Consider the following 21,557-nt stretch of genomic DNA (forward strand, 5'->3'; position numbering starts at 1 on the left):
CGGAGGGCTTCCCCGCCACCGGTCACCACCCACACCCGGGCCAGCGCGACCATCCCGTTGGGGAGCCGGTCGGCGTACCGGTCTCCGGTAGTGGCCCCCGGGCCGGTCGGCAACCGCCGACACCCGGGCGCTTCGATCGAAGACCGGCCGTCTGAGCAGCTCCCCGAGGTCGTGAGCCCACGATCGAAGGAGCACGACGCACCTATGACCGAGCAGAACAATCTCGGCAACCAGCACAGCAAGGCCGTGATCGACAACGGGTCGTTCGGTACCCGTGAGATCACCTTCTCCACCGGCCGGCTGGCCCGTCAGGCCGCCGGCTCCGTCATCGCCCAGCTCGCCGAGACGGTGGTTCTCTCCACCACCACCGCGAGCAAGCAGCCGCGGGAGCAGTTCGACTTCTTCCCGCTGACCGTCGACGTCGAGGAGCGGATGTACGCCGCGGGGCGCATCCCCGGCTCGTTCTTCCGCCGCGAGGGCCGGCCGAGCGAGGACGCGATCCTCACCTGCCGCCTGATCGACCGGCCGCTGCGCCCGTCGTTCGTCAAGGGCCTGCGCAACGAGGTCCAGATCGTCGAGACCGTCCTGGCGCTCGACCCGCAGCACCCGTACGACGTCGTCGCGATCAACGCCGCGTCGATGTCGACCAAGCTCTCCGGCCTGCCGTTCTCCGGCCCGATCGGGGCGACCCGGATGGCGCACGTGGACGGCCAGTGGGTCGCCTTCCCGACCCACGAGGAGCTGGCCCGGGCCACCTTCGACATGGTCGTCGCCGGACGGGTGCTGCCCGACGGGGACGTGGCGATCATGATGGTCGAGGCCGAGGCCACCGAGCACACCGTGGCGCTGGTCGCCGCGGGTGCCACCGCGCCGACCGAGGAGGTCGTGGCGAGCGGCCTGGAGGCCGCCAAGCCGGCCATCCGCGAGCTGTGCCGGGCGCAGAGCGAACTCGCCGAGGTCGCGGCCAAGCCGGTGACCGAGTTCCCGGTCTTCCTGGACTACCAGGACGACGCGTACGAGGCCGTGGCCGGGGTCGCCCGGTCCGACGTCGCCGAGGCGCTCAAGATCGCCGCCAAGGCGGAGCGCGAGGACGCCCTCGACCGGATCAAGGACCGGGTCTACGAGGAGCTGGCGGGCCGGTTCGAGGGCCGCGAGAAGGAGCTGGGCGCCGCGCTGCGCTCGCTGACCAAGGCCGAGGTCCGCGCCCGGGTGCTGCGCGAGCAGGTACGCATCGACGGTCGCGGCCCGCGCGACATCCGGCCGCTGACCGCCGAGATCGCGGTGCTGCCCCGGGTCCACGGGTCGGCGCTCTTCGAGCGGGGCGAGACGCAGATCCTCGGCGTCACCACGCTGAACATGCTCCGGATGGAGCAGTCGCTGGACACCCTCTCGCCGGAGAAGTCCAAGCGCTACATGCACAACTACAACTTCCCGCCGTACTCGACCGGTGAGACCGGCCGGGTGGGCGCGCCGAAGCGGCGCGAGATCGGCCACGGTGCGCTGGCCGAGCGGGCGCTGATCCCGGTGCTGCCGGGGCGCGAGGAGTTCCCGTACGCCATCCGCCAGGTCTCCGAGGCGCTCGGCTCCAACGGCTCGACCAGCATGGGCTCGGTCTGCGCCTCGACGCTGGCGCTGCTCTCGGCCGGTGTGCCGCTCAAGGCGCCGGTCGCCGGCATCGCCATGGGCCTCATCTCGGACGAGGTGGACGGCAAGACGGAGTACGTGACGCTGACCGACATCCTCGGTGCCGAGGACGCCTTCGGCGACATGGACTTCAAGGTCGCCGGTACGCCCGAGTTCGTGACCGCGCTGCAGCTCGACACCAAGCTCGACGGCATCCCGTCGGACGTGCTGGCCGCCGCGCTGCAGCAGGCGCACGAGGCCCGCGGCACCATCCTCGGGGTGATGCAGCAGGCGATCGAGAGCCCGGCGAAGATGTCGGACTACGCGCCCCGGGTCACCACCGTGAAGATCCCGGTCGACAAGATCGGCATGGTGATCGGGCCGAAGGGCCAGACCATCAACGCGATCCAGGACGAGACCGGCGCCGAGATCTCCATCGAGGACGACGGCACCATCTACGTCGGCGCGACCAACGGCCCCTCCGCGGACGCGGCCGTGGAGCGGATCAACGCGATCGCCAACCCGACGCTGCCGAAGGTCGGCGACAAGTTCCTCGGCACCGTGGTGAAGACGGCCGCCTTCGGCGCGTTCATCTCGCTGCTGCCGGGCCGCGACGGCCTGCTGCACATCTCCAAGGTGGGCGACGGCAAGCGGGTCGAGCGGGTCGAGGACTTCCTCAACGTCGGCGACAAGGTCGAGGTGCAGATCGCGGACATCGACGCCCGGGGCAAGATCTACCTGGACAAGGTCCGCCCGGAGGGCGAGGCCGCGCCGGCACCGGCGGAGGCCGCCGGCAGCGAGCGGCCCGCCGGCCGGGACCGGGGCGACCGTGGCCCGCGCGACCGTGGCGACCGGGACCGTGGCGACCGTGGCCCCAGCCGGGGTGAGCGGGAGGGTGGCGCCGAGGGCGGCGAGGGCGGCGGCGAGCCGCGTCGCCGGCGCAACCGGCACTCCTGACCCCGTCGCGGCACCCGCTGCCGCGACATCCCCGGCAGCACCACCCCCGTCGATCTAGGAGTCATGGTCCCTTGAACCGGGCGAGACGAGAGCGGTACCTGGATCGACGGGGTCAGCGGGTCCACCCCGCCCGACCCGTGACGGCGGCCGGCGGCCCGGGCGCCGGGGCCCTGGCGCGGGCGGTGACCCGTACGCTGACCAGCGACCCGCTGGGCGGCACCGTGCGACGTACGGTGCTGCCCAGCGGGCTTCGGGTCATCACCGAGGCGATCCCGACGATGCGCAGCGTCTCGTTCGGGATCTGGGTGAACATCGGCTCCCGGGACGAGAGCCCCAGCCTCTCCGGCGTCTCGCACTTCCTGGAGCACCTGCTCTTCAAGGGCACGCACAAGCGCGACGCCCTGCAGATCTCCGCCGAGATCGAGGCGGTGGGCGGCGAGACCAACGCCTTCACCACCAAGGAATACACCTGCTACTACGCGCGGGTCCTCGACGACGACCTGCCGCTCGCCATCGACGTGATGTGCGACCTGGTCGCCGACTCGCTGCTCGAACCGGCCGACGTGGAGACCGAGCGTGGCGTGATCCTCGAAGAGATCGCCATGCACGACGACGAGCCCGGTGACGAGGTGCACGACCTCTTCGCCAAGGCCGTCTACGCCGAGCACCCGCTGGGCCGGCTCATCTCCGGCACCGAGGAGACCATCTCCCCGATGACGCGCCGGCAGATCCAGGGCTTCTACCGGCGCCGCTACACCGCGCCCGAGATCGTGGTCGCCGCCGCCGGCAACCTCGACCACACCGCCGTGGTCAAGCTGGTCCGCCAGGCGCTGCGCGGTACGCCGCTGGACACCGGACCGGCCCAGCCGGCCAAGCCCCGGCCGGCCACCCCCCGGGTACGGGTGCGCACGGGACAGACCGCGGTCGAGCACAAGGAGACCGAGCAGGCCCACGTCGTGCTCGGCTGCGCCGGCATCGACCGCCTCGACGACCGGCGGTTCGCCCTCGGGGTGCTCAACAACGTGCTCGGCGGCGGCATGTCGAGCCGGCTGTTCCAGGAGATCCGCGAGCGGCGCGGCCTCGCGTACTCGGTCTACTCCTACTCCAGCCAGTACGCCGACAGCGGCGTCTTCGCCGTCTACGCCGGCTGCGCCCCGGGCAAGGTCGACGAGGTGCTGGAGCTGGCCCGCGCCGAGCTGGCCGAGGTCGCCGCGCACGGCGTCACCGCGGCCGAGCTGGCCCGGGGCAAGGGGATGGCGAAGGGCTCGTACGTCCTCGGCCTGGAGGACACCGGCTCCCGGATGAGCCGGCTGGCCAAGGGCGAGCTGCTCTACGGCAACGTGCTCTCCGTGGACGAGCTGCTGGCCCGGGTCGACGCCGTCACCCTGGACGAGGTGAACGCCCTCGCCGGCGAGCTGCTCTCCCGGCCGATGTCGCTGGCCGTGGTCGGCCCGTTCAGCGAGGGCGACTTCACCGCCGCCGGCTGACGGCGGTCACGCCCGGTTCCACCGCCTACGCGACCTTCAGCTGCTCGTCGCCGAAGTCGGCGATCAGTTTCAGCGTTCCACCGAGCGCTTCCACGTAGCGGTTCAGCACCTCCTGGGTCGACACGTCGCCGCCCTCGATCTGCGAGACGCGAGCCACCGAGACGCCCATCCGAAGCGCCACCTGCTCCTGCGTCAGACCTCGGCGCTTACGCATGTCCGCCAAGCGCCAGCCGCGCGATTCGTCGAGCATCTGGTCATAGGCGGCCTGGAACGCCTCCTGACCGCCGGCCGTCTCGATCGCGCGCTCCAGGTGCCCCGAATCTCGCCGACGCCGGACCTCGCTCATTGTCCGGTCTCCTCATCGCGTTCTTTCAGGTAGATCGCGTACAGCTGCTCCGCTTCGGGGATCGCGTGCCGGTACCACCGCTGCCACTGTCCCGACTTGTCAGCGGCAACGAGAAGTATTGCCGATCTGCGAAGGAGTGGTCAGCGGTACCGGCGGGGCGGTCGGGCGAGCTGCCGCCGCCGGGCCTGGTGGCGGTACGCGTCGATGATGTCGGGCCGGAGCAGGTGGCCGAGGCCGGCGCCGTCGAGCCGGCCGGTCAGTCCGTTTCGGTCGGTGCCGAGGGCCTCGGCGGTGGCGTCGAGGTGCCAGTCGTGGGCCGCGAGCTGCGACAGCAGGTGCCCGCGGCGGGTCTGGGCGGCCGAGAGCCGGAAGGTCTTGAGGTACGCCAGCGTCCCGGCCTCGTCGGTGATCATTTCGCCGAGGTGGTTCTCCACCCGCGGGTCGAAGGCGGGCAGGAACCGGGACAGGGTGAAGCGCCCCAGCCGGTACACCGGCTCCGTGGTGATCCGCTCGCCGAGCAGCCCGTCCGCCATCAGGGCGTGGAACCGCGACCACTCGGCGCGGGCGTGGGCGAGCTGGGCCCGCAGGTCGGCGACGCTGTCGACCCGCTCGGCGTCGAGCCGGGTCCGGAACTCCGGCACCGCCGCCCGGTGCAGGCGGGCGTACTCGTAGAGCAGCTCGCCGTACATGTCGTGCAGCAGCGTCGGGTGCAGGGCCCGGTAGTCGTCCGGGTGCGGTACGACGAGTGCGGCGGCGAGCGCGTCGGCCGCGTAGATCAGCACGCCGCACTGGTCGGCGTGGATCTCGAAGATCCGCAGCGCGTCGTCGAGCCCGGTGATCGCGGCGCCCACGTACGCGGCCTCGGCCCGGGGCGACAGCCCGCGCGTGACGGTCCGCCGGGTCCACTCCTCCCAGGCGATCGACGGTCCGCCGAACTGCAGCGCGAGATATCCCTCCAGGGCCAGGTGCAGCGGCAGGAGCCGCAGCCGCCGCTTCTCCTCGCGCCGGGCCATCCGCCGCCGGAAGTGCAGGCCGATGCCGTCGGGCGGGCGCCGCTCCTCCGGGTCGCGCAGCTGGGTGCCGTACGCGGCCATGGGCGTGCCGTCGGTGCTCCAGGAGGCGACGAACGCGTGCGGTACGTAGGCGACGTAGCCGGTGCGCGGTCCCACCTGGACGACCGACGGCTCGTCGGCGTCGTAGAGGCGGGCGTGCAGCCGCAGGTCCGTGATCGGTGCCTGGCGCAGCAGCGGTACCAGCCGGATCGCGCCCCAGGTCTGCGCGGCTCCGGTGACCAGCCCGCTCAGGTCCAGGCTGTTCGGCGCCGGGCCCGCACCTTCGACCGTGCTCACGCCGCCTCCGTCGCGACGTCGGGCCGGAGTGCGGCGTCGGCTTCGGTGCCCGGACCGGGGTCGGCCAGGAACCGCTCGACCCGGTCGGCCAGGTGTTCGCGCAGCTCGCCGAAGCCGGCCGCGCCGGTGGCGAAGCGGGCCAGCTCGACCAGCGCGGCGACGTCCTCGGCGTTACGTACGCCCACCGTCGCCACGCCGGGCGCGAGCCGCCGTACGTCGAAGGCGTCGCCGTCGTAGACCGGGTTGAGGTGCACGACCAGCGTCCGCTGCTCCGGATCGAGCCGGGTACGCCACACCCGCAGCACCTCGGCGGCCTGGCCGGGCGGCGCGTTGTCCCAGCCGTCCGAGACGATCACGAGCCGGTCGGGTCGGCGTTCGAGCCCGTCGAGGAGGCGGTCGCCCAGCCCGGTCGACCCGATCGGGTGCACCAGCAGCGGATCGCCCCGGTGGGTCAGCCAGAGGCCGGTGTAGTCGGCGGCGAGCGCGTCGAGCAGGTAGTGGGTGGCCAGCGCCGCGATCAGCGGGCGCCGCCGCTTGACCCCCGAGCCGGAGGACGAGTAGCTGTCGTCGAGGACCGCGACGACCCTGCCCCAGGTGCCCGCCCGCCGGCCGGCGGCGCGCCGGGCCGCCGCGCGCAGGGCCCGGGTCAGCTCGTCGCGGCGGCGGGCCCGCTCGGGCCGGGGCAGCGAGAGGGCGTACCCGGCGAGCCGGGTCAGCGACACCCGGTCCAGGTCCGGTGCGACGTTGTCGACCTTGAGGCGCTCGGCGGAGGTCTGCAGGCGCAGCCGTTCGCCGCCGGTGAGCTTCGGGGCGATGCCGGTGAGGAAGCGCGCCCGGTCGATGCCGTGCCGCGCCGCGAGCCCCTCGGCGACCGTGTACGGCAGCTGGTACAGCGCCCGCTGTTCGTAGTGGGCCCGCCGCCACGCCTCCAGGATCGGGGCGTCGTACCGCTTCGGCCGGCGCCAGTCGAACAGGACGGTGCCGACCTCGTCGGGGAGCCGCAGGTGCGCGTGGCGGGCCGCGACCCGCAGCGAGCGGCGGTACTTGACGGCGTCGAACGCGGGGTCGGGTCGGGTCGCCAACCAGTCCCGCACGATCGCCCGGGTGCGCCGGTTGTTGACCCGCAGCCGGCGCAGCTCGCGCAGCACGCCGTAGACCCGCTGGGGCGGCAGCAGCCGCAGCCGCGCCGCGATCAGCCGCCCCTCGGCGGCGCGCTGGGCGGGCGTGGCCGAGCGCGCCGTGTGCAGCAGGTTCGTCACGACCCGGGCGGCGTTGAAGTGGTTGATGTCCAGCGCCAGCGTCGCCGCGTACAGGTCGCGGTAGTTGCCCAGCACGTACTCGTGCAGGAAGGCCAGGGAGATCCGCTGTTCGGCCGCGCCCTCGTGGAACTCCCGCTGTCCGGTCGACGTGATCGCCGCGTTGACGAACATGACCACGTCCTCGCACGCGATCCGGTCCGATGGCGACATTCCGGCGGCCCGCCTTCCGGGTACGGGGGTGGAGGCCGGCCGGGGAGTGGGGGTACGAACTGCGAGAGCATCGCTTCATAGGCGGGTTCCGGAAGTCGCGCCCGAGTCCCGCGGCCGGCCGCGTCACCATACCGGCATGGACGCGAACCGGGCGAGGCGATTCTCGGGCGCACCCGCCGGCTGGCCGCGCCCCCTACCATCCGGGCAGGGAGGTGGATCGATGGGATGGCTCCGGCGCGGCTGCCCTGTGGTTGCCGAGGAGCAGGTTTGGATAGACGAGAACTTGAGTTGGTTCCGGGGCGAGTTCGGCGACTCGTGGCTGCGCTCGCCGGTGGTGCTCCCCACCGATGACTTCTTTCCCGGCGCGTACGCCGGTTCGGCGGAGGACATGCGCCGTACGGTGACCCGGGTCTGCGGGTACGCGCGGGTCGATCCCGGTCGGATCCGGGTGGAGCTGCACTCTGACCGGGCGGCCGACCGGGAGCTGCGGAAGCTGGTCGGCGGCACCACCAGCTGGTCGGGGGCGGCCGGACACTATCGGGTGGTGGCGGGCAGGGCCGTCGTCTCGCTGGCGGAGTCGCTCGGGCTCAGGCCGTTGGCGCTGGTCGCCACGGTGGCCCACGAACTGGCGCACGAGCGGTTGCTCGGCGAGGGTCGGGTGGATCCGGACCGGCGGGACCAGGAGCCCCTGACGGATCTGCTCACCGTCTATCTCGGGCTCGGGGTGTTCACGGCCAATGCGGCGTTCGAGTTCGCCGGCGACCACGGTGGCTGGTCGGCGAGCCGGCTGGGCTACCTGACCGAGCCGATGTTCGGCTACGCCCTGGCCCGGTACGCCTGGATGCGCGGTGAGCCCGATCCGGAGTGGGCGGCGCACCTCGACACCAACCCCCGTGCGTACCTCCGGCAGGGCCTGCGCTTCCTGAAACGCTCCGGCGTACCTAGCGGAGGCTGACCGCTGGCGCGCGGCCGTACCCCACCGGGCCGCGAGCCCGGCGGGGCGGGCGTGGTCGGCGGGTCAGCGGGGGAGCGCCGAGGTCCGCGAGGTCCGTGGCCGCCCCGGGGTCGGTGGCTCCGGCGGGGCCGCGGCGGACAGCCTCCGGCGGGCGGCGGCGACGAACGCGTCCGGGTCGTCAACGTAGAGGCGCACGCGGGTGGTCGGCTCGCTCGGGCCGCTCGGCAACGCGAGCCGGGTCGGCCACCGCAGGGTGACGTCGACGCTGGTCTGACTGCCGACGCCCAGGTTGACGACCAACCCGTCGTCGTCGCGTTCGAGCTGGACACCCTTGCTCGACGGCAGCGACCGGTACCGCTTGTGGACCGCCTCGACGTCCGCCCAGGCGATGCGCACGTCGAGGGTGGCGCCGTTGCGCACCCGGATGCCGTCGTCGTCGAGCAGATGCGGGTGGAGTTGGAGCATCGCGAGCAGGCCGAGCATCCAGACCAGCCCGTAGACCCCGAGCGCCAGGACGATCCACCGGGCGGGCCGCCACGGCACGAGATGGCTGACGATCAGGTCGAAGATCGGGATCTCCACGGCGGAGAGGACGATGAACATGATCAGAATGGGGCGGACCACCCCGAGGTAGCTGAACGGCTCGGCGTCGGGCTGGTCCGTGCCGGGGCGTCGGAGTACCCAGCGGAAGAAGCTGCTCCACATGGCCGACTCGTACGCCATGGCCCGCCGGGCCAGCGACGGACGCGGCGCGGCGTCGACACCGGCCCCGGTCGGCTCGATCGGATCTCCGGCAGTCTCTCGGTGCGGCTCACGCGACATTCCCGGCTCCCTCCGCTTTTGCATTACGACTGTAATGTAACCGACGCGGCGAGCGGTTTCAAGTCGATCGCAATGTGAAATCATGGCGGCATGCCGAAAATCGTCGATCATCACGAGCGGCGGACCCTGATCGTCGACGCCCTCATGCGGGTCGCGGCCCGGGACGGCCTGGAGGCGGTGAGCCTGCGCCACGTCGCCGCCGAGGCCGGCGTGACCACGGGGATGGTGCAGCACTACTTCCGCACCAAGGAAGAGATGATGGAGTTCGCCATGGCAGTGGTGCGGGAGCGCGGCGAGGCCCGGATCACCGAGGCCGTCGGCCGGCTCGGTCCGGCGCCGGCCCCGCGCGAGCTGATCCGCACGATGATCACCGAGCTGCTGCCGCTCGACGAGGCGCGCCGCGCCGACGCCCGGGTCGCCCTGGCCTTCCTCGCCTACGCCGCGGTACGACCGGTCGCCGCCGCGTCGCTGCGCCAGGAGACGCCGCAGTTGGTCGGCTTCGTCGCCGACCAGATCCGCGCCGCCCAGGCGGCCGGCGCCGCCGCCGACGTCGATCCGGCGACCGCCGCGGCCGGGCTGCTGGCGGTCATGGAGGGGCTCGGCATCTACCTGCTCACCGAGCAGTACGCGCCGCGGACCGCCCTCGACGCGCTCGACGCCCAGCTGAGCCGGATCTTCGGCTGAGCCCGGCGGCGCCGGTTCGGTCCGCGGCGCCTGTTCGAGCCGCGGCGCCTACTCGGTGCGCAGCGCCGTCGCCGTTCGGATCCGGGCGGCCCAAAGCGCGGGCAGCAGCGCACCCAGCACGGCGATGACCAGGCCACCGAGACCCAGCAGCGCGACCGACCAGGGCCGGTAGACGTCGAGGACGACCTGCGGCAGGTTGACGCCCGCGCGGTGCCCCATCGCCGGCAGCAGCACGCCGTGCAGGGAGATCCCGGCCGGTACGCCGAGCGCGCCACCGACCAGTCCGAACAGGACGACCGAGGAGAGCACGACGGCTACCGCCTGCCGGGGCGTCATGCCCAGCGCCTTGTGTACGCCGAGTTCCCGTACCCGCTCGCGGGTCTGCAGGACGACGGCGTTCAGGATTCCGAGCCCCGCGACCGCGACCAGCATCAGGGTGAGCAGGCCGGTCAGCGCGCCGAGCGCCAGCAGTACCTCGCTCTGGCCGGCCCGGTTGACCTCGGCGCGCAGGCCCAGCGGCCGTACCGCCGCGTCCAGCGCCGCCACGTAGCCGGCGACGTCCACCCCGTCCGCCACGTCGACCCGGTACTCCCGTGGGCGGAGCCCCGGTTCGGCGGCGAGCATCGTGTCGAGTCGGGTGAAGACCTGCATGCCCTCGTTGCTGGTGGAGAAGACCTCGCCGACGACGCGTACCGGCACGGGACGGCCGTCCACGCTGAGGCTGATGGTGTCGCCGACCTTCGCCCCGACCGCGGTGAGCAGCGGGGTCGGCACGAGCACCTCCCCGGGGTCGCGGAACCAGCGGCCCTCGGTCAGCTCGTACCCGGCCCACGAGGGGTCGTCCGTGAACGCCAGGACCTCGACGGCGCCCGGTACCCCGGCGACGGCGGCGGTGGTCTCGGCGATCCCGTAGGCGGCCCCGGTACCCGGGCGCGCGGCGATCGCGGCGCGTACCGTCGCGGCGTCCGGCCCCGGTTCGGGCCGTGACCCCGGCCCGGCCTTCGGTCCCGGCCCCGGCTGGCCGGGCGGTCGGGACGGGCCGACCGCCACGTCGGCGGTGTCGTGGGTGCGGGCGGCCTCGATCCGGTTGAGCGAGGCGGCCAGGCCGACGGCGAGCGCCACGGCGGCGGTACCGAAGACGACCGTCGCGATCATCGTGGTCAGTCGGGCCGGCCGGGCGAACGGCTGGGCCAGCCCGAGGCTGATCGGCCGGGGCAGCGGCAGCCGGGCCGCCAGCGCGGCGGCGGACCGGCCACGACCGACAGCCGGCGCACGCCCGACGGTCAGGGCCTCCACCGGGCGCAGCCGTCCGGCCCGCCAGGACGCCAGCCAGGCGGTCGCGGCCACCACGGCCACGGCGGCGGCGACGACCACCACGTCCACCCAGGGCGCGACGCCGGACGGGCCGGTCCCGTACACCTCGCTGGTGGTCGTCAGGATCGGGACGGCGAGCAGGTTGCCCGCGACGACGCCGAGTCCGATGCCGACCGCGGCCGGGATCAGTGCCTGGCCCAGGTACGCCCGCACGACCTGTCCCGGCGTGAACCCGAGCGCCCGCAGTACCCCGATGCGGTACGTGGCGGCGCCGACCGCGCCGGCGACGACACCGCCGACGCTGAGCACGGCCATCACCAGGCCGAGCAGCCCGAACGCGACCAGGAGCGGCACGAACAGGGCCGTGTTCCGGTCGGCCGCCTCCTTGCTGGCCAGCCAGGACCGGCTGCCCAGCAGCGCCCCGCCCGGGACCGTCGAGGTGACGGCGGCCAGTCCGGTCGCCACGTCCGACGTGCTCCCGTGGGCGGCGAGCCGGTAGAGCATCTGCCGGCCGGGCGTCGCGCCCGGCGAGGTCAGGCCGGGGATCGCGGTCGGGACGACCCAGGCCTCCGCCGTCTGGCTGGTCGAGCGGGCGCGGCCGACGACGGTGACGGCGGGGCGGCCGGGCAGGTCGGCGAAGACCAGCCGGGTGCCGACCGGCGCGCCCTCGGCGAGGACGATCTCGCCCGGCCCGGTCGCCCAGCGCCCCTCGACCAGCGCGACCCGGTCCACTCCCCGCGTGGGCTCGGCCCGACCGACGATGGTCAGCGGCGGCAGCTCCATCCCGGCGGGTGTCTCCGCGTCCGGACCGAGCGACGGGGTCTGCGTCACCACCGCGAACGGGCCGGCGGCCTCGGCCACGCCGGGTGCGTGCGCGGACGCGGCGACCTGGGCCTCGCTCGCCCGCGCGCCGTCGAAGAGGGCGCTCAGGTGTGCCCCGTGCTGCGCGGCGAAGGACCGGTCGAACGGCGCGGTGGAGGCGACCAGCAGCGACCCGGCCAGTACCGCCGCCGTCACCGCCAGGAACGCCGCGAGCGCGATCACCACGGTCTGTACCCGGCGCCGCCGCACCCCCGAGCGGACGACCGTACCGAGGCCGGTCACCGGACCGCTCCGGCGGACGGGCGCGCGGCGGCGGACGGTTCGTCGGAGTGGACCCGGCCGTCGACGATCCGGACGGTACGGGTGGCGCAGCGCGCCGCGAGAATCTCGTCGTGGGTGACCAGGATCAGCGTCTGCCCCTCGGCGTTCAGCTCGGTGAGCAGCCGGGAGACGTCCTCGCCGGAGGCGCTGTCGAGCGCGCCCGTCGGCTCGTCGGCGAGCAGCAGCGTGGGCCGGTTCATCAGCGCCCGGGCGACCGCAACCCGCTGCCGCTGCCCGCCCGAGAGCCGCCCCGGGTACGCCGCCGCGTGCCGGGCCAGGCCGAGCGACTCCAGCAGCGCCGCGCAGCGCCGGTGCGCCTCGGTCCGGGACGTGCCGGCCAGCAGCGCCGGCAGCACGACGTTGTCGGTGACGGTGAGGTCGTCGAGCAGGTTGAAGAACTGGAAGACCATGCCGACGTGGGCGCGGCGGTAGCGGGCCGAGGCGGCCTCGCCCAGCCCGTCGAGGCGTACCCCGGCGACGGTGACCGTACCGGCGTCGGGCCGGTCCAGGCCGGCGACGAGGTTGAGCAGCGTCGACTTGCCGCTGCCGGACGGGCCGAGGACCGCCACCGCCTCACCCGGCTCCACCGTCAACGTCACGTCGTCCAGCGCGGGCGGTCCCGCGTCGTAGCGGCGGCACACGCCCCGCAGTTCGATCACCGGCACGCCGGCCTCCCATTTTTCGTCCGAACTGGTCGCCGCCGACGCTAGGGACCGCGAGGTCCGCACCGCGTCGGCGCGCGGTCGGATTCCGGGTACCGCGTCCGGCGGGGTCGTCCGCGCGGCGTAGTCCGACGGCGTACCCGGGTGGACACTCGGGCCGACGCCGGAGCCGGGGCCGGCACGGATAATGGCCGGGTGTGGGACGAGCAGGCCGCCCGGATCGAGGCGGCGCTGAGGCCGAGCGGGCCGCCGCCGCGGCCGTCGCCGCGCGGGCAACTCTTCGACATCACCTTCGCGTTGGTCCTCGCCGGCGCCTCGATCGACTACGCGTACGACGTCCCGGTCGACCAGGACGGCGCGGACCCGGTACCCCTGGTCGTCGTCGCGCTCGCCGCCGCCACGGCGCTGGCGCTGCGGCGGCGGTACCCGCTGACCGTGCTCTGGGCCGTGCTCCTGCTGACCCTGCCGGTCGTCGGCGCGCTGCCCCGGGTCACCTACTACGACTGCGTGATCGCGGCGTACAGCGCCACCGCCTACAGCCCGTACCGGGTGCAGACGCTCGGCACCGTGGGTCTGCTGGGGCTGCTGGCCTGGCGGTTCACCCGCGACGGCATGCCGACCGTCCCGCAGCATTACGTGGGCAGCCTCGTGCTCGCGCTCGTCGTCCTCGCCGGGCTGGCGCTGCGACTGTGGCGCTCCCGGGCCGAGCAGGGGCAGCAGCGGCTCGCCGCGGCCGAGCGGGAACGGGCCGAGGCGCTGCGCCGGGCGGTCGAGTCCGAGCGCGCCCGGATCGCCCGGGAGCTGCACGACGTGGTCACCCACAACGTGAGCGTGATGGTCATCCAGGCCGGCGCCGCCCGGCGCGTCATCGACTCGGCGCCCGAGCAGGCGCGGGAGGCGATGCGCGCGGTGGAGGGCGCCGGGCGTACCGCGATGACGGAGCTGCGGCACGTCATGGGGCTGCTGGCCGCCGCCGGCGACGACGCGGCGCTCGCCCCGCAGCCGGGGCTGGAGCAGCTCGAGGCGCTGGTCGGCCGGGTCCGGGAGACCGGCATGCCGGTCGCGTTCAGCGTCACCGGTAGGCCCCGGCCGGTGCCGGCCGGTGAGGCGCTCGCCGCGTACCGGGTGGTGCAGGAGGCGCTCACCAATGCCGTCAAGCACGCCTCCGGCGCCTCGGCCGCCGTGCGGCTCCACTACGGCGACGACGAGCTGCGGGTCGAGGTGACCGACGACGGTGGCCGCGCCACCGGCGCGGGTGGCTCCGGTCGCGGCCTGCTCGGCCTGCGCGAACGGCTCGCCGTCTACGGCGGCACGCTGCGCAGCGGTCCGCAGCTCACCGGCGACGGGTACCGGGTCGACGCCGTCATCCCGCTGGGCATGCCGTGACCGCCGCCGCGCCCCGGGTGGTGATCGCCGACGACCAGGCTCTGGTCCGGGCCGGGTTCCGCATGATCCTCGCCTCCGACGGCATCGAGGTGGTGGCCGAGGCCGTCGACGGTGCCGACGCGGTGCGGGCGGTGCGGCGCACCCGGCCCGACGTCGTGCTCATGGACGTCCGGATGCCCGAGGTCGACGGCCTGGAGGCGACCCGCCGCATCCTCACCGGGGCGGCGGACCAACCGCGCGTGGTCATCCTCACCACCTTCGACCTGGACCGGTACGTCTACGCGGCGCTCGCCGCCGGGGCCAGCGGCTTCCTGCTCAAGGACGTCTCGCCGGAGCAACTCGTGGCGGCCGTCCGGCTGGTCCGCTCCGGGGACGCGCTGCTCGCCCCGAGCATCACCCGGCGGCTCGTCGAACGCTTCGCCCGCCAGGAGACCCCGGCCGCCACCGGGCACCGGGAGCTGGCGGCGCTGACACCCCGGGAGCGGGAGGTGCTCGTGCTGGTGGCGCGCGGGCACAGCAATGCCGAGCTGGCCGAGCGGCTGCACCTCTCCGAGGCGACCGTGAAGACCCACGTCGGCCGGATCCTCGGCAAGCTCGGGCTGCGCGACCGCGTCCAGGCGGTGATCGTGGCGTACGAGACGGGCCTGGTCGGCCCGGCCCGCGGGGACCATCGCCGAGACCAGTTGTCCTAGGACGCTGTAGGGGATGTGCCGAGCCCGTCCTCGGCAGCCCGACCCGACACTCGGGACTCAGAATTCCCGGAGCCACTCCCGGAAGCGGTCCAGCGCGCCGCGCGGCGTCGGCGCGGGGAGGGCCCGACGCAGCTCCGCGTCGGTGGCCGGTCGGGCGGCCACGGCGGCCTGCCGGAGCAGCGTGCGGTCCACCCGTGGGCCGCCCAACACCCGTACGTTCACCGCGCCGTGCCGGGCCACGTACCCGTGGGTGTCCTGGTTGCGCACGTAGGTGAGTCCGCTGCCGTCCGGCGTGCACTCGGTGGTCTGGAAACAGATGGCGCCGCCGTCCGCGTGGGCCGCGTACAGCGTGATGGCGACCGTCCGCGCGCCGTTGCCGGTCCCGTCGGCCGGTGCGTAGAGCATCCCGGCGGGAATTCCGGTGACCTGACCGACGTACCCGGGAACCGTCGCGGCGTAGTACTCACCGGCCCCGTTCGGTTGGGCGCCCAGCTCGGCGGCGGTGGCCGGCCGCAGGCTCGACGCCGCGGCCCGGAGCAGGTCGTGCTCGACCGCCGGGGTCCCCACGACGGTCACCTGACGGTGGCCGACCGGCACCTGGTAGCCGTGCGCGACCTCGTTGTACCGGTAGACCAGACCGCCCGCCTCGGCCGTACAGGAGCCCCACGCCAGGCGCGAGTCCAGGGCGGTCGGCTGCCCGCACATCCCCTCGCCCGGTACGAGCTGGTCGTGCGCGGTGATGGTGAGGTACCGGTCCGGCGGGACCGCGCCGGGATCCCGGGGGTGGAAGCTTCCGCCGCCCAGCCCGTTGCCGTAGTCGCGACCGCTGTCGGGCAGGTAACCGGGTATGGCGACGGCGTAGGCGGTCTCCCGGGTCAGGTTGTTGGCGGCCAGCCAGGCATCGAACTCGCCCGGCGGTTCGGGGCGCGACGCCACCAGGCCGGCGCCGACCAGCACCAGGGCCACCGCCGGCGCGCCGAAGCGGTACGGCCAGCCGCGCAGGAACACCCCGGCCACCAGGGCGAACGGGAATCCCCAGAGCAGGTACGTCAAGAGCGGGCCGGGACTTCCGCCAAGCGCGGTGATGTCGACGAGCCGGTACTCCAACAGCCAGCCGACGCTGCCGAGGACCAGGACCAGGACCGCCCAGAGCGCCCGACGCCGGGCGGTCGCGCCGAGGAGCGACACCTCACGGGTTGACGTGACCACCGCGAACAGGCACGCGAGGACGACCGCCGTGGTCAGCAGGGCGCTCACGACGACCAGCACCGTCCCACCGACGTAGGCGGCGAGCACCAGGATCACCCCCGACATCGGCAGCGCCGTCCCCAGCACCCACACCGCGCCGAGTTGGGCCACGACGGCCAGCGGTCTGCCCATGCTCCGTTCGCTCATCGCTCAAGGATCCGCGACCGGTCGCCGCCGTGGGGCCCCGATCACCCACCCGGGGTTGGGTACCGGTACTCAAGCCAGCTCTGTCCCATCGTTTCGCCCGGCGCCCGGCGCCCGGCGGACGATGCCGGCCGGCGGTGCTGGCCGGCGACCGCGACTACCGAGGGCGCTCGGCGAGGGGCTCGCCCGGGGGCGGCTGAAGGCGCGGGTCGGGTTCCCTCCCGGCCGTCCTCAGCAGCCCGAGGACGGCGCGGACCAGCTTCAACAGGTCGCGTGGGCGTCTCCGGTCCAGCCCGCCGACGAGTTGTTTGAAGATCGTGAGTTGGTCGAAGTAGACGCGCTCGGCGACGAGGTTCTCGTGCTCGTCGAAGAGGAAGTACGCCGTCATGCGGGTACGGTGCCGGCCGCCGGTGGGCGGAATCGCGCCGAGCGGTCCGAGATGCGTGCCGATCAGCCAGAACTCCACGATCACCGCGTCCGCGCTGTGCCGGATCGCGATGATCTCGTGGTTCTGGTCGGGGAAGGCGACCCGGGTGTCGTGGTAGTACCTCCGGACCGCCTCGTCGCCGTCGTGGACGGTCATCGAGGGGACGAGCTCGTAGTGCGGGTGCGGGAACGTCGACAGTACGTCGTCCCAGTCCTGGCGTACCTCGTCCCGGAAGTGGTCGAGAACCAGCTTCTCCCGCGCGCGAAGGACGTCCTCCGGCGGAAACGTGAACACGGACATGGGGGAACCCTGCCGGCTCCACGGTCGAGCCGGCGACGGGAGTAGCTGCCGCATCACCTCACCCCGGCCCACCCCCACGGCGCGCCGGCGGCCGGTCAGGTGTTGTTCACCACGATCAGGGCGACGAGCAGCATCAGCAGCAGCCACGGGATGGCCAGGCCGATGATGGTCATCGGGCGCATCAGCAGCGCCGGAGACGGATCGAGCGGATGCTGGCTCTGGCCGTGCGCCGCCGGGCGTGGCGCCGGCAGGCTCGCGACCTTCTGCCGGGGGATCAGGTTGTAGAGCACCACCAGCGGCGTGATGATGAAGGACGCGTACCCCCACCAGCCCTGCACCAGCGTGCGCGAGGTCATCCGGCGGTAGGTCGCGAGTCCACAGTCGCGGCAGAACGGCCCGTCGAGCGACAGGAACCGCATGATGATGATCATGCCCTGGTGGCCCCGGAACTTCGCGCGCGCCGCCGGCACGCTGCGGCACAGCCGGCACTCCACCTCCGGCGCCTGCTGCCCCGGCCCGGCCACCGGGTACGGCTGCTGCGGCGCGTACTGCTGCGGCTGGGCGTAGGGCTGCTGCTGCGGCGAGTGGGGCGGCTGTTGTGGCGCGTAGGGCGGCTGCTGCGGCGAGTACTGCTGCTGCGTCGGGACGGCGTAGCCGGGCTGGGCGTACGCCGGCTGGGCGTATCCGGGCTGCGGGGACGGGACGGGCTGGGACATGAGAGCAGCACCTTCGAATTCACTCATTGAAGATCGCTTGGCGGAGACCGCGACATGCTACCGAGCGATCATCGTTCGCGAGGTCCCGTTAGTCGGCGTCGAGCGCGCCGACGAGATCCGCCATCGCCGCCGCGAGCGCGGCGCGGATGCCCTGGTCGGCGATGCCGCCGTCGGGCGCTACCGCGTCACGCGGCACCGGGACGCGCGCGCACGCCGACGCCAGTAGCTTCGCGTCCACGTACCGGAGCACGGTCTCCAGCGTGGTGCGCGCTCCCTCGCCGCGGCCCGGGGCGGCGACCGAGAGCCAGGCGACCGGCTTGTCGTTGAGTTCGCCGCTGCCGACCAGCCAGTCGAGCAGGTTCTTCAGGCTGCCCGGCAGGGTGCCCGCGTACTCCGGGGTGCAGAACAGCACGGCGTCCGCCGTCTCGACCGCCTCGCGGAGTTGGGTGACGGCGGCCGGCGGTGCCTGGTCGCCGGGGACGAACGCGGGAAGCGAGACGAGACCACCGTAGAGCGTGGCGGTGGCGCCCTCGGGGACGACCGAGGCCGCCGTGCGCAGGGCGGCCGTGTTGGTCGACCCCTCCCGGGTACTGCCGGAGATCAGGAGAAGCTGCGTCATGCTCGGCACCGTACGCCCGCCCAGCGGCGCGGCCACGAAGGGCCGCCGGCGGTGTGGCCCACGCCCGGCCGGGTCGCCGGAACGCGCCCGCCGAAACTTCGGAACCTGTGCGGTATCGGTCGCCATGATCCTTTTGGTCCGGTGTGGTTCGCTTGTGCTAGGTGATGAGTCGTCATGCGGGCGGGAGTGCGAGATGACGGCCGACAAACTGATGCGAGGAATCGGCTTCGCCGGACTGGCGGTACTGGGCCTGTGCGTTCTGGTCACGCCGTTCGCCCTGGTCGTCGGCGCGAGCTGGGGACTCGTGGTGTTCTGCCGGCGGTACGTCCGGCGGGTCGAGGCGCGGGAGGGCCTGCGCTACAACCTCTGCGCGACCGGGGTGCTCTACCTGATCCCGATCGGGATCGCGGCCACCTTCTACTGCCTGCTGGCGGTCTACCTGCGACTCCTCGGTGACTCGTCGAGCGTCGGCTGGCTCGGCTCGCTCCAGCGGAGCTTCGAGGCGGTGTCGGCGTTCTTCTCCGAGAACCTCAGCCTGACCCAGTTCGGGGTGCTCGCCGTCCTGGCCGGCGTCTACCTGCTGACGCTGCTCCTGTTGCGGAGGCGGGCGAGCCAACGGGTCGCCGGCGAACAGACCGGGCGCGGGTGGCGGTACCGCGCCGCGTCCGCGCTCAACGGCGGCGCCGACCTCTACACCAGGTACAGCGGTCCGCTCGCGGCCGGGCTGGCCACGCTCGCGGCCTTCTCCTTCTTCGGCATGCAGCTCGGCGTACCCTCTGCCGACCTGCGGCTGCGGCTGAAAATCGCCCAGGAAGGGTACGCGGAGGTCACCAAGCGGGTCGAGGCGGACCTGTCGCAGCGGGTGGCCGGCGGGCTCTACGCCAAGGTCTACGCCGGTTTCCCGGGTATCTATCGGCAGGCGCTCAACGAGCAGGCGACGGCGGCGGACGTGCTCGACGACGCGGGCAAGGCCGCCTCGTACGCGAAGACCGGGCACAACGTATCGGTGCCCTCGGTCGACCAGGCGGTGCTGGCGGAGACGGCACGGCGTACCCGGGTCGAGGCCCTCGACGGCGAGTTGCGCAGCAGCCCCACCGGGCGGACCGGGACGCCGGCCGGCGTCACCCCCGAGCAGGTCGCCGCCGCGCGGTACGCGATGGACGCCCGACCGGAGGGGGAGGGCATCGACCTCGTGGCCGACGGGCGGAAGAAGGTGGCGCTACAGCTCGAAAAACTCGCGAGCGAGCGGATCCTGGCGCTGACCAAGCCCCTGACCGACGCGGTTCCGATGCTGGAGCCGCTGCTCCAGGCGTTCGCCGACGCCGTCGACAAAACCGTGCAGGACCGGATGGCCAGGGCGTACGACCGGCTCGTCGCCACGGCGCTGCGGGACCCCCAGGGGTTCGACGCGGCCGTGCGGCAGGAGGCGCAGGCCATCGTCGACCAGACGGACGTGAGCAAGCCGGTCGAGCGGGCCGCGCCCCGCGCCCAACTGTTGGCCGAGACCCGCATCCGGACGCTGACCGAGCTGCGCAACGCCCCCGCGCTAATCGACCAGAAGGTGACCGCGAAGCTGCTGGCGGAGGCCAGGGCCCGGCAGCGGCTGCCGTTGGGACCGCGTCCGTTGGAGGTGCGGCCGCTGGAACTGCCGAGACTGTACGAGTTCCCGAGGCTGCCGAGCTACCCGTACCGGTACCCCGTCATGCCCGACCCGTACGGCTACCGACCGCCGGTGCCCGAGTACCGCCCGCCGCCGCGCCCCGTCGTACCACCGAGGCCGGTACGCCCGCCCCGACCCCCCATCTTCATCTGGTAGGGCCACCCCGTTGGTACGGCGTGCCAGCAGGATCACCGGTAGCAGAGGAACGGAGTCGACGAGGGCTTACCGGGTGACCGCGGTGACCCGTGGCGGGCGGGCCATCGACCGGGCCGCGCGGACGCATCGCTTGTGGCATCGTGTGGCCGGTGAACCTGTCGGTCAGGGTCCAGACCCTGTTGCTCATCGTCGTGGCGGTCGCCCTCGGCAGCGTGTTGGACGCGTTGGTGTTTTCGACGGCGGTTGCCGGCACGTTCGCCCTGCTCCTGGTCGGAGCGTTCGGAGTGTGGTGGGGGCCGAGGAGCCCGGCGAAGCGTACGTTCCCCGGTGGCTTCGTCCTGCTGTTCGGCGCGGGTTTCGGGATCTACTCCGCGGTGAAGGCCCTGCCGCAGTACAGCCCCGGGGTCGTCGTTGTCGCCGGGATCCTGGTGGGGATCGTGGCGCTCGTGGTGTTCGCGGTCGTACGTCATGTCGTGCTGACGGCGATCCGGAGACGGCGGCTGCGCGATCTGGCGGCCCGGCGAAGCTGGGCCTACCAGCGGACCGCCAACGTCGACATCAGGGGGAGGCGCACCGCCGAGAGGGTCGCGGGCGTGCCCACCGGTGGTGGGCCCGCGCGGGCGGAAGATGTCCTCAGCGGACAGATCGATGGCGCCGACATCACCATCTGCGACGTACGCCATAACCTGGACACGCAGACGGTGTGGCGGATGCGGCTGCCGATCTCCGTCCCCTATGTGAGTGAGGGCTTCGTCCACTACCTGATTGGTACGGAGACCGGCAGAGGCGTCAGGGGCAGCATGGCGGATGCGTTCTTCGGCCATGCCGGATCGGCACAGGGCACGCCGCCGCCGAGCGACGTGTTCGGCTTCTCGCCGTCGGCGGACTCGCCCACCGATCACACCGACGATCCCGAGTTTGCGCGAGCCATCGTCACGCCCCGGGTGCGGGAGATGACCACGGCGGGCGAACTTCCGGGCTGGTGGATGGAGGGAGACCAGCTCCTGCGCACGATCAAATGGCGCGACATCGACACCGGCGACGCCGAGCGGTGCGCCGCGCGCGCGGACGCGCTGGCCGCATTGCGTGCCGCGATTCCGTGGGACGCACTGCCACAGCGGCGCTGACCGACCGTCGGCCAACCGGCCGCCCGATCCGCCGGCGGCCCGGGCCGCCCGATGCGCCGGACGCTCACCCGCGCTTGACGCCATGATCGGTTCGCAAGTGAATGAAAAAGGCTGTAAGTGATCTACGGAAGCGCAGGTCACGAAGTCTCTTCCCCGCGCACGCGGGGGTGATCCCACGTCGAGCAACACGGCCTACAAGATCCTGCTCTCTTCCCCGCGCACGCGGGGGTGATCCCGAGTCCTGATACAGCCCGTCGGCATCGACTGACTC

18 protein-coding genes, 1 pseudogene and 1 CRISPR repeat array (1 of these 20 running past the window's edge) are annotated in these 21,557 nt (G+C 73.2%); of the genes and pseudogenes, 8 read left to right on the forward strand and 11 right to left on the reverse strand.

Annotation, left to right across the window (positions count from 1 at the left end):
* Nucleotides 1–204: 204 nt before the first annotated feature.
* Entirely contained in the window at nt 205–2,580 is a 2,376-nt protein-coding gene (locus AB0J86_RS20800; protein ID WP_363859204.1) for a polyribonucleotide nucleotidyltransferase, read from the forward strand.
* 137 nt (nt 2,581–2,717) lie between these two features.
* On the forward strand, nt 2,718–4,067 hold the full coding sequence (locus AB0J86_RS20805; protein WP_363859205.1) for a pitrilysin family protein: 1,350 nt from the start codon (nt 2,718–2,720) through the stop codon (nt 4,065–4,067).
* A gap of 25 nt (nt 4,068–4,092) precedes the next feature.
* On the opposite strand, the gene AB0J86_RS20810 is transcribed toward AB0J86_RS20805, so the two are convergent.
* From AB0J86_RS20810 to AB0J86_RS20825, 4 genes and pseudogenes are all read right to left on the reverse strand, one after another.
* Nucleotides 4,093–4,413 carry a helix-turn-helix transcriptional regulator gene (locus tag AB0J86_RS20810; RefSeq protein WP_363859206.1) on the reverse strand — a complete coding sequence of 107 codons (321 nt, stop codon included), beginning with the start codon at nt 4,411–4,413 and terminating at the stop codon, nt 4,093–4,095.
* Nucleotides 4,410–4,541, reverse strand: a pseudogene (locus tag AB0J86_RS20815) (DNA-binding protein); the annotation flags it as partial. The gene AB0J86_RS20810 and the pseudogene AB0J86_RS20815, both read right to left, overlap by 4 nt.
* Before the next feature lie 12 nt (nt 4,542–4,553).
* Nucleotides 4,554–5,762 (reverse strand): hypothetical protein, encoded by a 1,209-nt coding sequence (locus AB0J86_RS20820; RefSeq protein WP_363859207.1) that lies wholly within the window; start codon nt 5,760–5,762, stop codon nt 4,554–4,556.
* A complete protein-coding gene (locus tag AB0J86_RS20825; RefSeq protein ID WP_363859208.1) occupies nt 5,759–7,231 on the reverse strand; it encodes a hypothetical protein in 1,473 nt (490 codons plus the stop codon). The genes AB0J86_RS20820 and AB0J86_RS20825 overlap by 4 nt, the downstream gene beginning before the upstream one ends.
* A gap of 220 nt (nt 7,232–7,451) precedes the next feature.
* Here AB0J86_RS20825 and AB0J86_RS20830 point away from each other — a divergent pair, with 220 nt between their 5' ends.
* On the forward strand, nt 7,452–8,186 hold the full coding sequence (locus AB0J86_RS20830) for a hypothetical protein (protein WP_363859209.1): 735 nt from the start codon (nt 7,452–7,454) through the stop codon (nt 8,184–8,186).
* A 63-nt stretch (nt 8,187–8,249) separates the two neighbouring features.
* Here AB0J86_RS20830 and AB0J86_RS20835 read toward each other — a convergent pair whose 3' ends face one another.
* Nucleotides 8,250–9,008 carry a hypothetical protein gene (locus AB0J86_RS20835; RefSeq protein ID WP_363859210.1) on the reverse strand — a complete coding sequence of 253 codons (759 nt, stop codon included), beginning with the start codon at nt 9,006–9,008 and terminating at the stop codon, nt 8,250–8,252.
* A gap of 90 nt (nt 9,009–9,098) precedes the next feature.
* Here AB0J86_RS20835 and AB0J86_RS20840 point away from each other — a divergent pair, with 90 nt between their 5' ends.
* On the forward strand, nt 9,099–9,692 hold the full coding sequence (locus tag AB0J86_RS20840; protein ID WP_363859211.1) for a TetR/AcrR family transcriptional regulator: 594 nt from the start codon (nt 9,099–9,101) through the stop codon (nt 9,690–9,692).
* Between the two features lie 48 nt (nt 9,693–9,740).
* Here the strand turns inward: AB0J86_RS20840 and AB0J86_RS20845 are convergent, their stop codons facing one another.
* On the reverse strand, nt 9,741–12,110 hold the full coding sequence (locus AB0J86_RS20845; protein ID WP_363859212.1) for an ABC transporter permease: 2,370 nt from the start codon (nt 12,108–12,110) through the stop codon (nt 9,741–9,743).
* Entirely contained in the window at nt 12,107–12,814 is a 708-nt protein-coding gene (locus tag AB0J86_RS20850) for an ABC transporter ATP-binding protein (protein ID WP_363859213.1), read from the reverse strand. The genes AB0J86_RS20845 and AB0J86_RS20850 overlap by 4 nt, the downstream gene beginning before the upstream one ends.
* A 192-nt stretch (nt 12,815–13,006) precedes the next feature.
* On the opposite strand from AB0J86_RS20850, the gene AB0J86_RS20855 reads away from it, so the two are divergent.
* Together AB0J86_RS20855 and AB0J86_RS20860 are read left to right on the forward strand one after the other, a co-directional pair.
* Complete coding sequence (locus tag AB0J86_RS20855; protein WP_363859214.1) at nt 13,007–14,197, forward strand: histidine kinase; 1,191 nt, start codon at nt 13,007–13,009, stop codon at nt 14,195–14,197.
* On the forward strand, nt 14,194–14,889 hold the full coding sequence (locus AB0J86_RS20860) for a response regulator transcription factor (RefSeq protein ID WP_363859215.1): 696 nt from the start codon (nt 14,194–14,196) through the stop codon (nt 14,887–14,889). Before AB0J86_RS20855 ends, AB0J86_RS20860 begins: the two co-directional genes overlap by 4 nt.
* Before the next feature lie 57 nt (nt 14,890–14,946).
* On the opposite strand, the gene AB0J86_RS20865 is transcribed toward AB0J86_RS20860, so the two are convergent.
* From AB0J86_RS20865 to AB0J86_RS20880, 4 genes are all read right to left on the reverse strand, one after another.
* Nucleotides 14,947–16,284 (reverse strand): hypothetical protein, encoded by a 1,338-nt coding sequence (locus AB0J86_RS20865; protein ID WP_363859216.1) that lies wholly within the window; start codon nt 16,282–16,284, stop codon nt 14,947–14,949.
* Between the two features lie 154 nt (nt 16,285–16,438).
* On the reverse strand, nt 16,439–17,008 hold the full coding sequence (locus AB0J86_RS20870; protein ID WP_363859217.1) for an ester cyclase: 570 nt from the start codon (nt 17,006–17,008) through the stop codon (nt 16,439–16,441).
* Between the two features lie 95 nt (nt 17,009–17,103).
* A complete protein-coding gene (locus AB0J86_RS20875; protein ID WP_363859218.1) occupies nt 17,104–17,724 on the reverse strand; it encodes a hypothetical protein in 621 nt (206 codons plus the stop codon).
* An 88-nt stretch (nt 17,725–17,812) separates the two neighbouring features.
* Entirely contained in the window at nt 17,813–18,343 is a 531-nt protein-coding gene (locus tag AB0J86_RS20880) for an NAD(P)H-dependent oxidoreductase (RefSeq protein ID WP_363859219.1), read from the reverse strand.
* A 193-nt stretch (nt 18,344–18,536) separates the two neighbouring features.
* Here AB0J86_RS20880 and AB0J86_RS20885 point away from each other — a divergent pair, with 193 nt between their 5' ends.
* Together AB0J86_RS20885 and AB0J86_RS20890 are read left to right on the forward strand one after the other, a co-directional pair.
* Entirely contained in the window at nt 18,537–20,159 is a 1,623-nt protein-coding gene (locus AB0J86_RS20885) for a hypothetical protein (protein ID WP_363859220.1), read from the forward strand.
* Nucleotides 20,160–20,308: 149 nt separating this feature from the next.
* On the forward strand, nt 20,309–21,286 hold the full coding sequence (locus AB0J86_RS20890; RefSeq protein WP_363859221.1) for a hypothetical protein: 978 nt from the start codon (nt 20,309–20,311) through the stop codon (nt 21,284–21,286).
* Nucleotides 21,287–21,432: 146 nt separating this feature from the next.
* Nucleotides 21,433–21,557: a CRISPR direct-repeat array (repeat unit 29 nt; unit sequence CTCTTCCCCGCGCACGCGGGGGTGATCCC); it runs 270 nt beyond the window's last position.

The sequence above is a fragment of the Micromonospora sp. NPDC049559 genome (genome assembly GCF_040676675.1).
Classification (GTDB): domain Bacteria; phylum Actinomycetota; class Actinomycetes; order Mycobacteriales; family Micromonosporaceae; genus JBFAPK01.

Bases quoted from the DNA above. Each gene is read 5' to 3' on its own strand.
- AB0J86_RS20800 (WP_363859204.1), top strand. From the start codon at position 205: ATGACCGAGCAGAACAATCTCGGCAACCAGCACAGCAAGGCCGTGATC.
- AB0J86_RS20810 (WP_363859206.1), bottom strand. From the start codon at position 4,413: ATGAGCGAGGTCCGGCGTCGGCGAGATTCGGGGCACCTGGAGCGCGCG.
- AB0J86_RS20825 (WP_363859208.1), bottom strand. From the start codon at position 7,231: ATGTCGCCATCGGACCGGATCGCGTGCGAGGACGTGGTCATGTTCGTC.
- AB0J86_RS20830 (WP_363859209.1), top strand. From the start codon at position 7,452: ATGGGATGGCTCCGGCGCGGCTGCCCTGTGGTTGCCGAGGAGCAGGTT.
- AB0J86_RS20835 (WP_363859210.1), bottom strand. From the start codon at position 9,008: ATGTCGCGTGAGCCGCACCGAGAGACTGCCGGAGATCCGATCGAGCCG.
- AB0J86_RS20840 (WP_363859211.1), top strand. From the start codon at position 9,099: ATGCCGAAAATCGTCGATCATCACGAGCGGCGGACCCTGATCGTCGAC.
- AB0J86_RS20865 (WP_363859216.1), bottom strand. From the start codon at position 16,284: ATGAGCGAACGGAGCATGGGCAGACCGCTGGCCGTCGTGGCCCAACTC.
- AB0J86_RS20870 (WP_363859217.1), bottom strand. From the start codon at position 17,008: ATGTCCGTGTTCACGTTTCCGCCGGAGGACGTCCTTCGCGCGCGGGAG.
- AB0J86_RS20875 (WP_363859218.1), bottom strand. From the start codon at position 17,724: ATGTCCCAGCCCGTCCCGTCCCCGCAGCCCGGATACGCCCAGCCGGCG.
- AB0J86_RS20880 (WP_363859219.1), bottom strand. From the start codon at position 18,343: ATGACGCAGCTTCTCCTGATCTCCGGCAGTACCCGGGAGGGGTCGACC.
- AB0J86_RS20885 (WP_363859220.1), top strand. From the start codon at position 18,537: ATGACGGCCGACAAACTGATGCGAGGAATCGGCTTCGCCGGACTGGCG.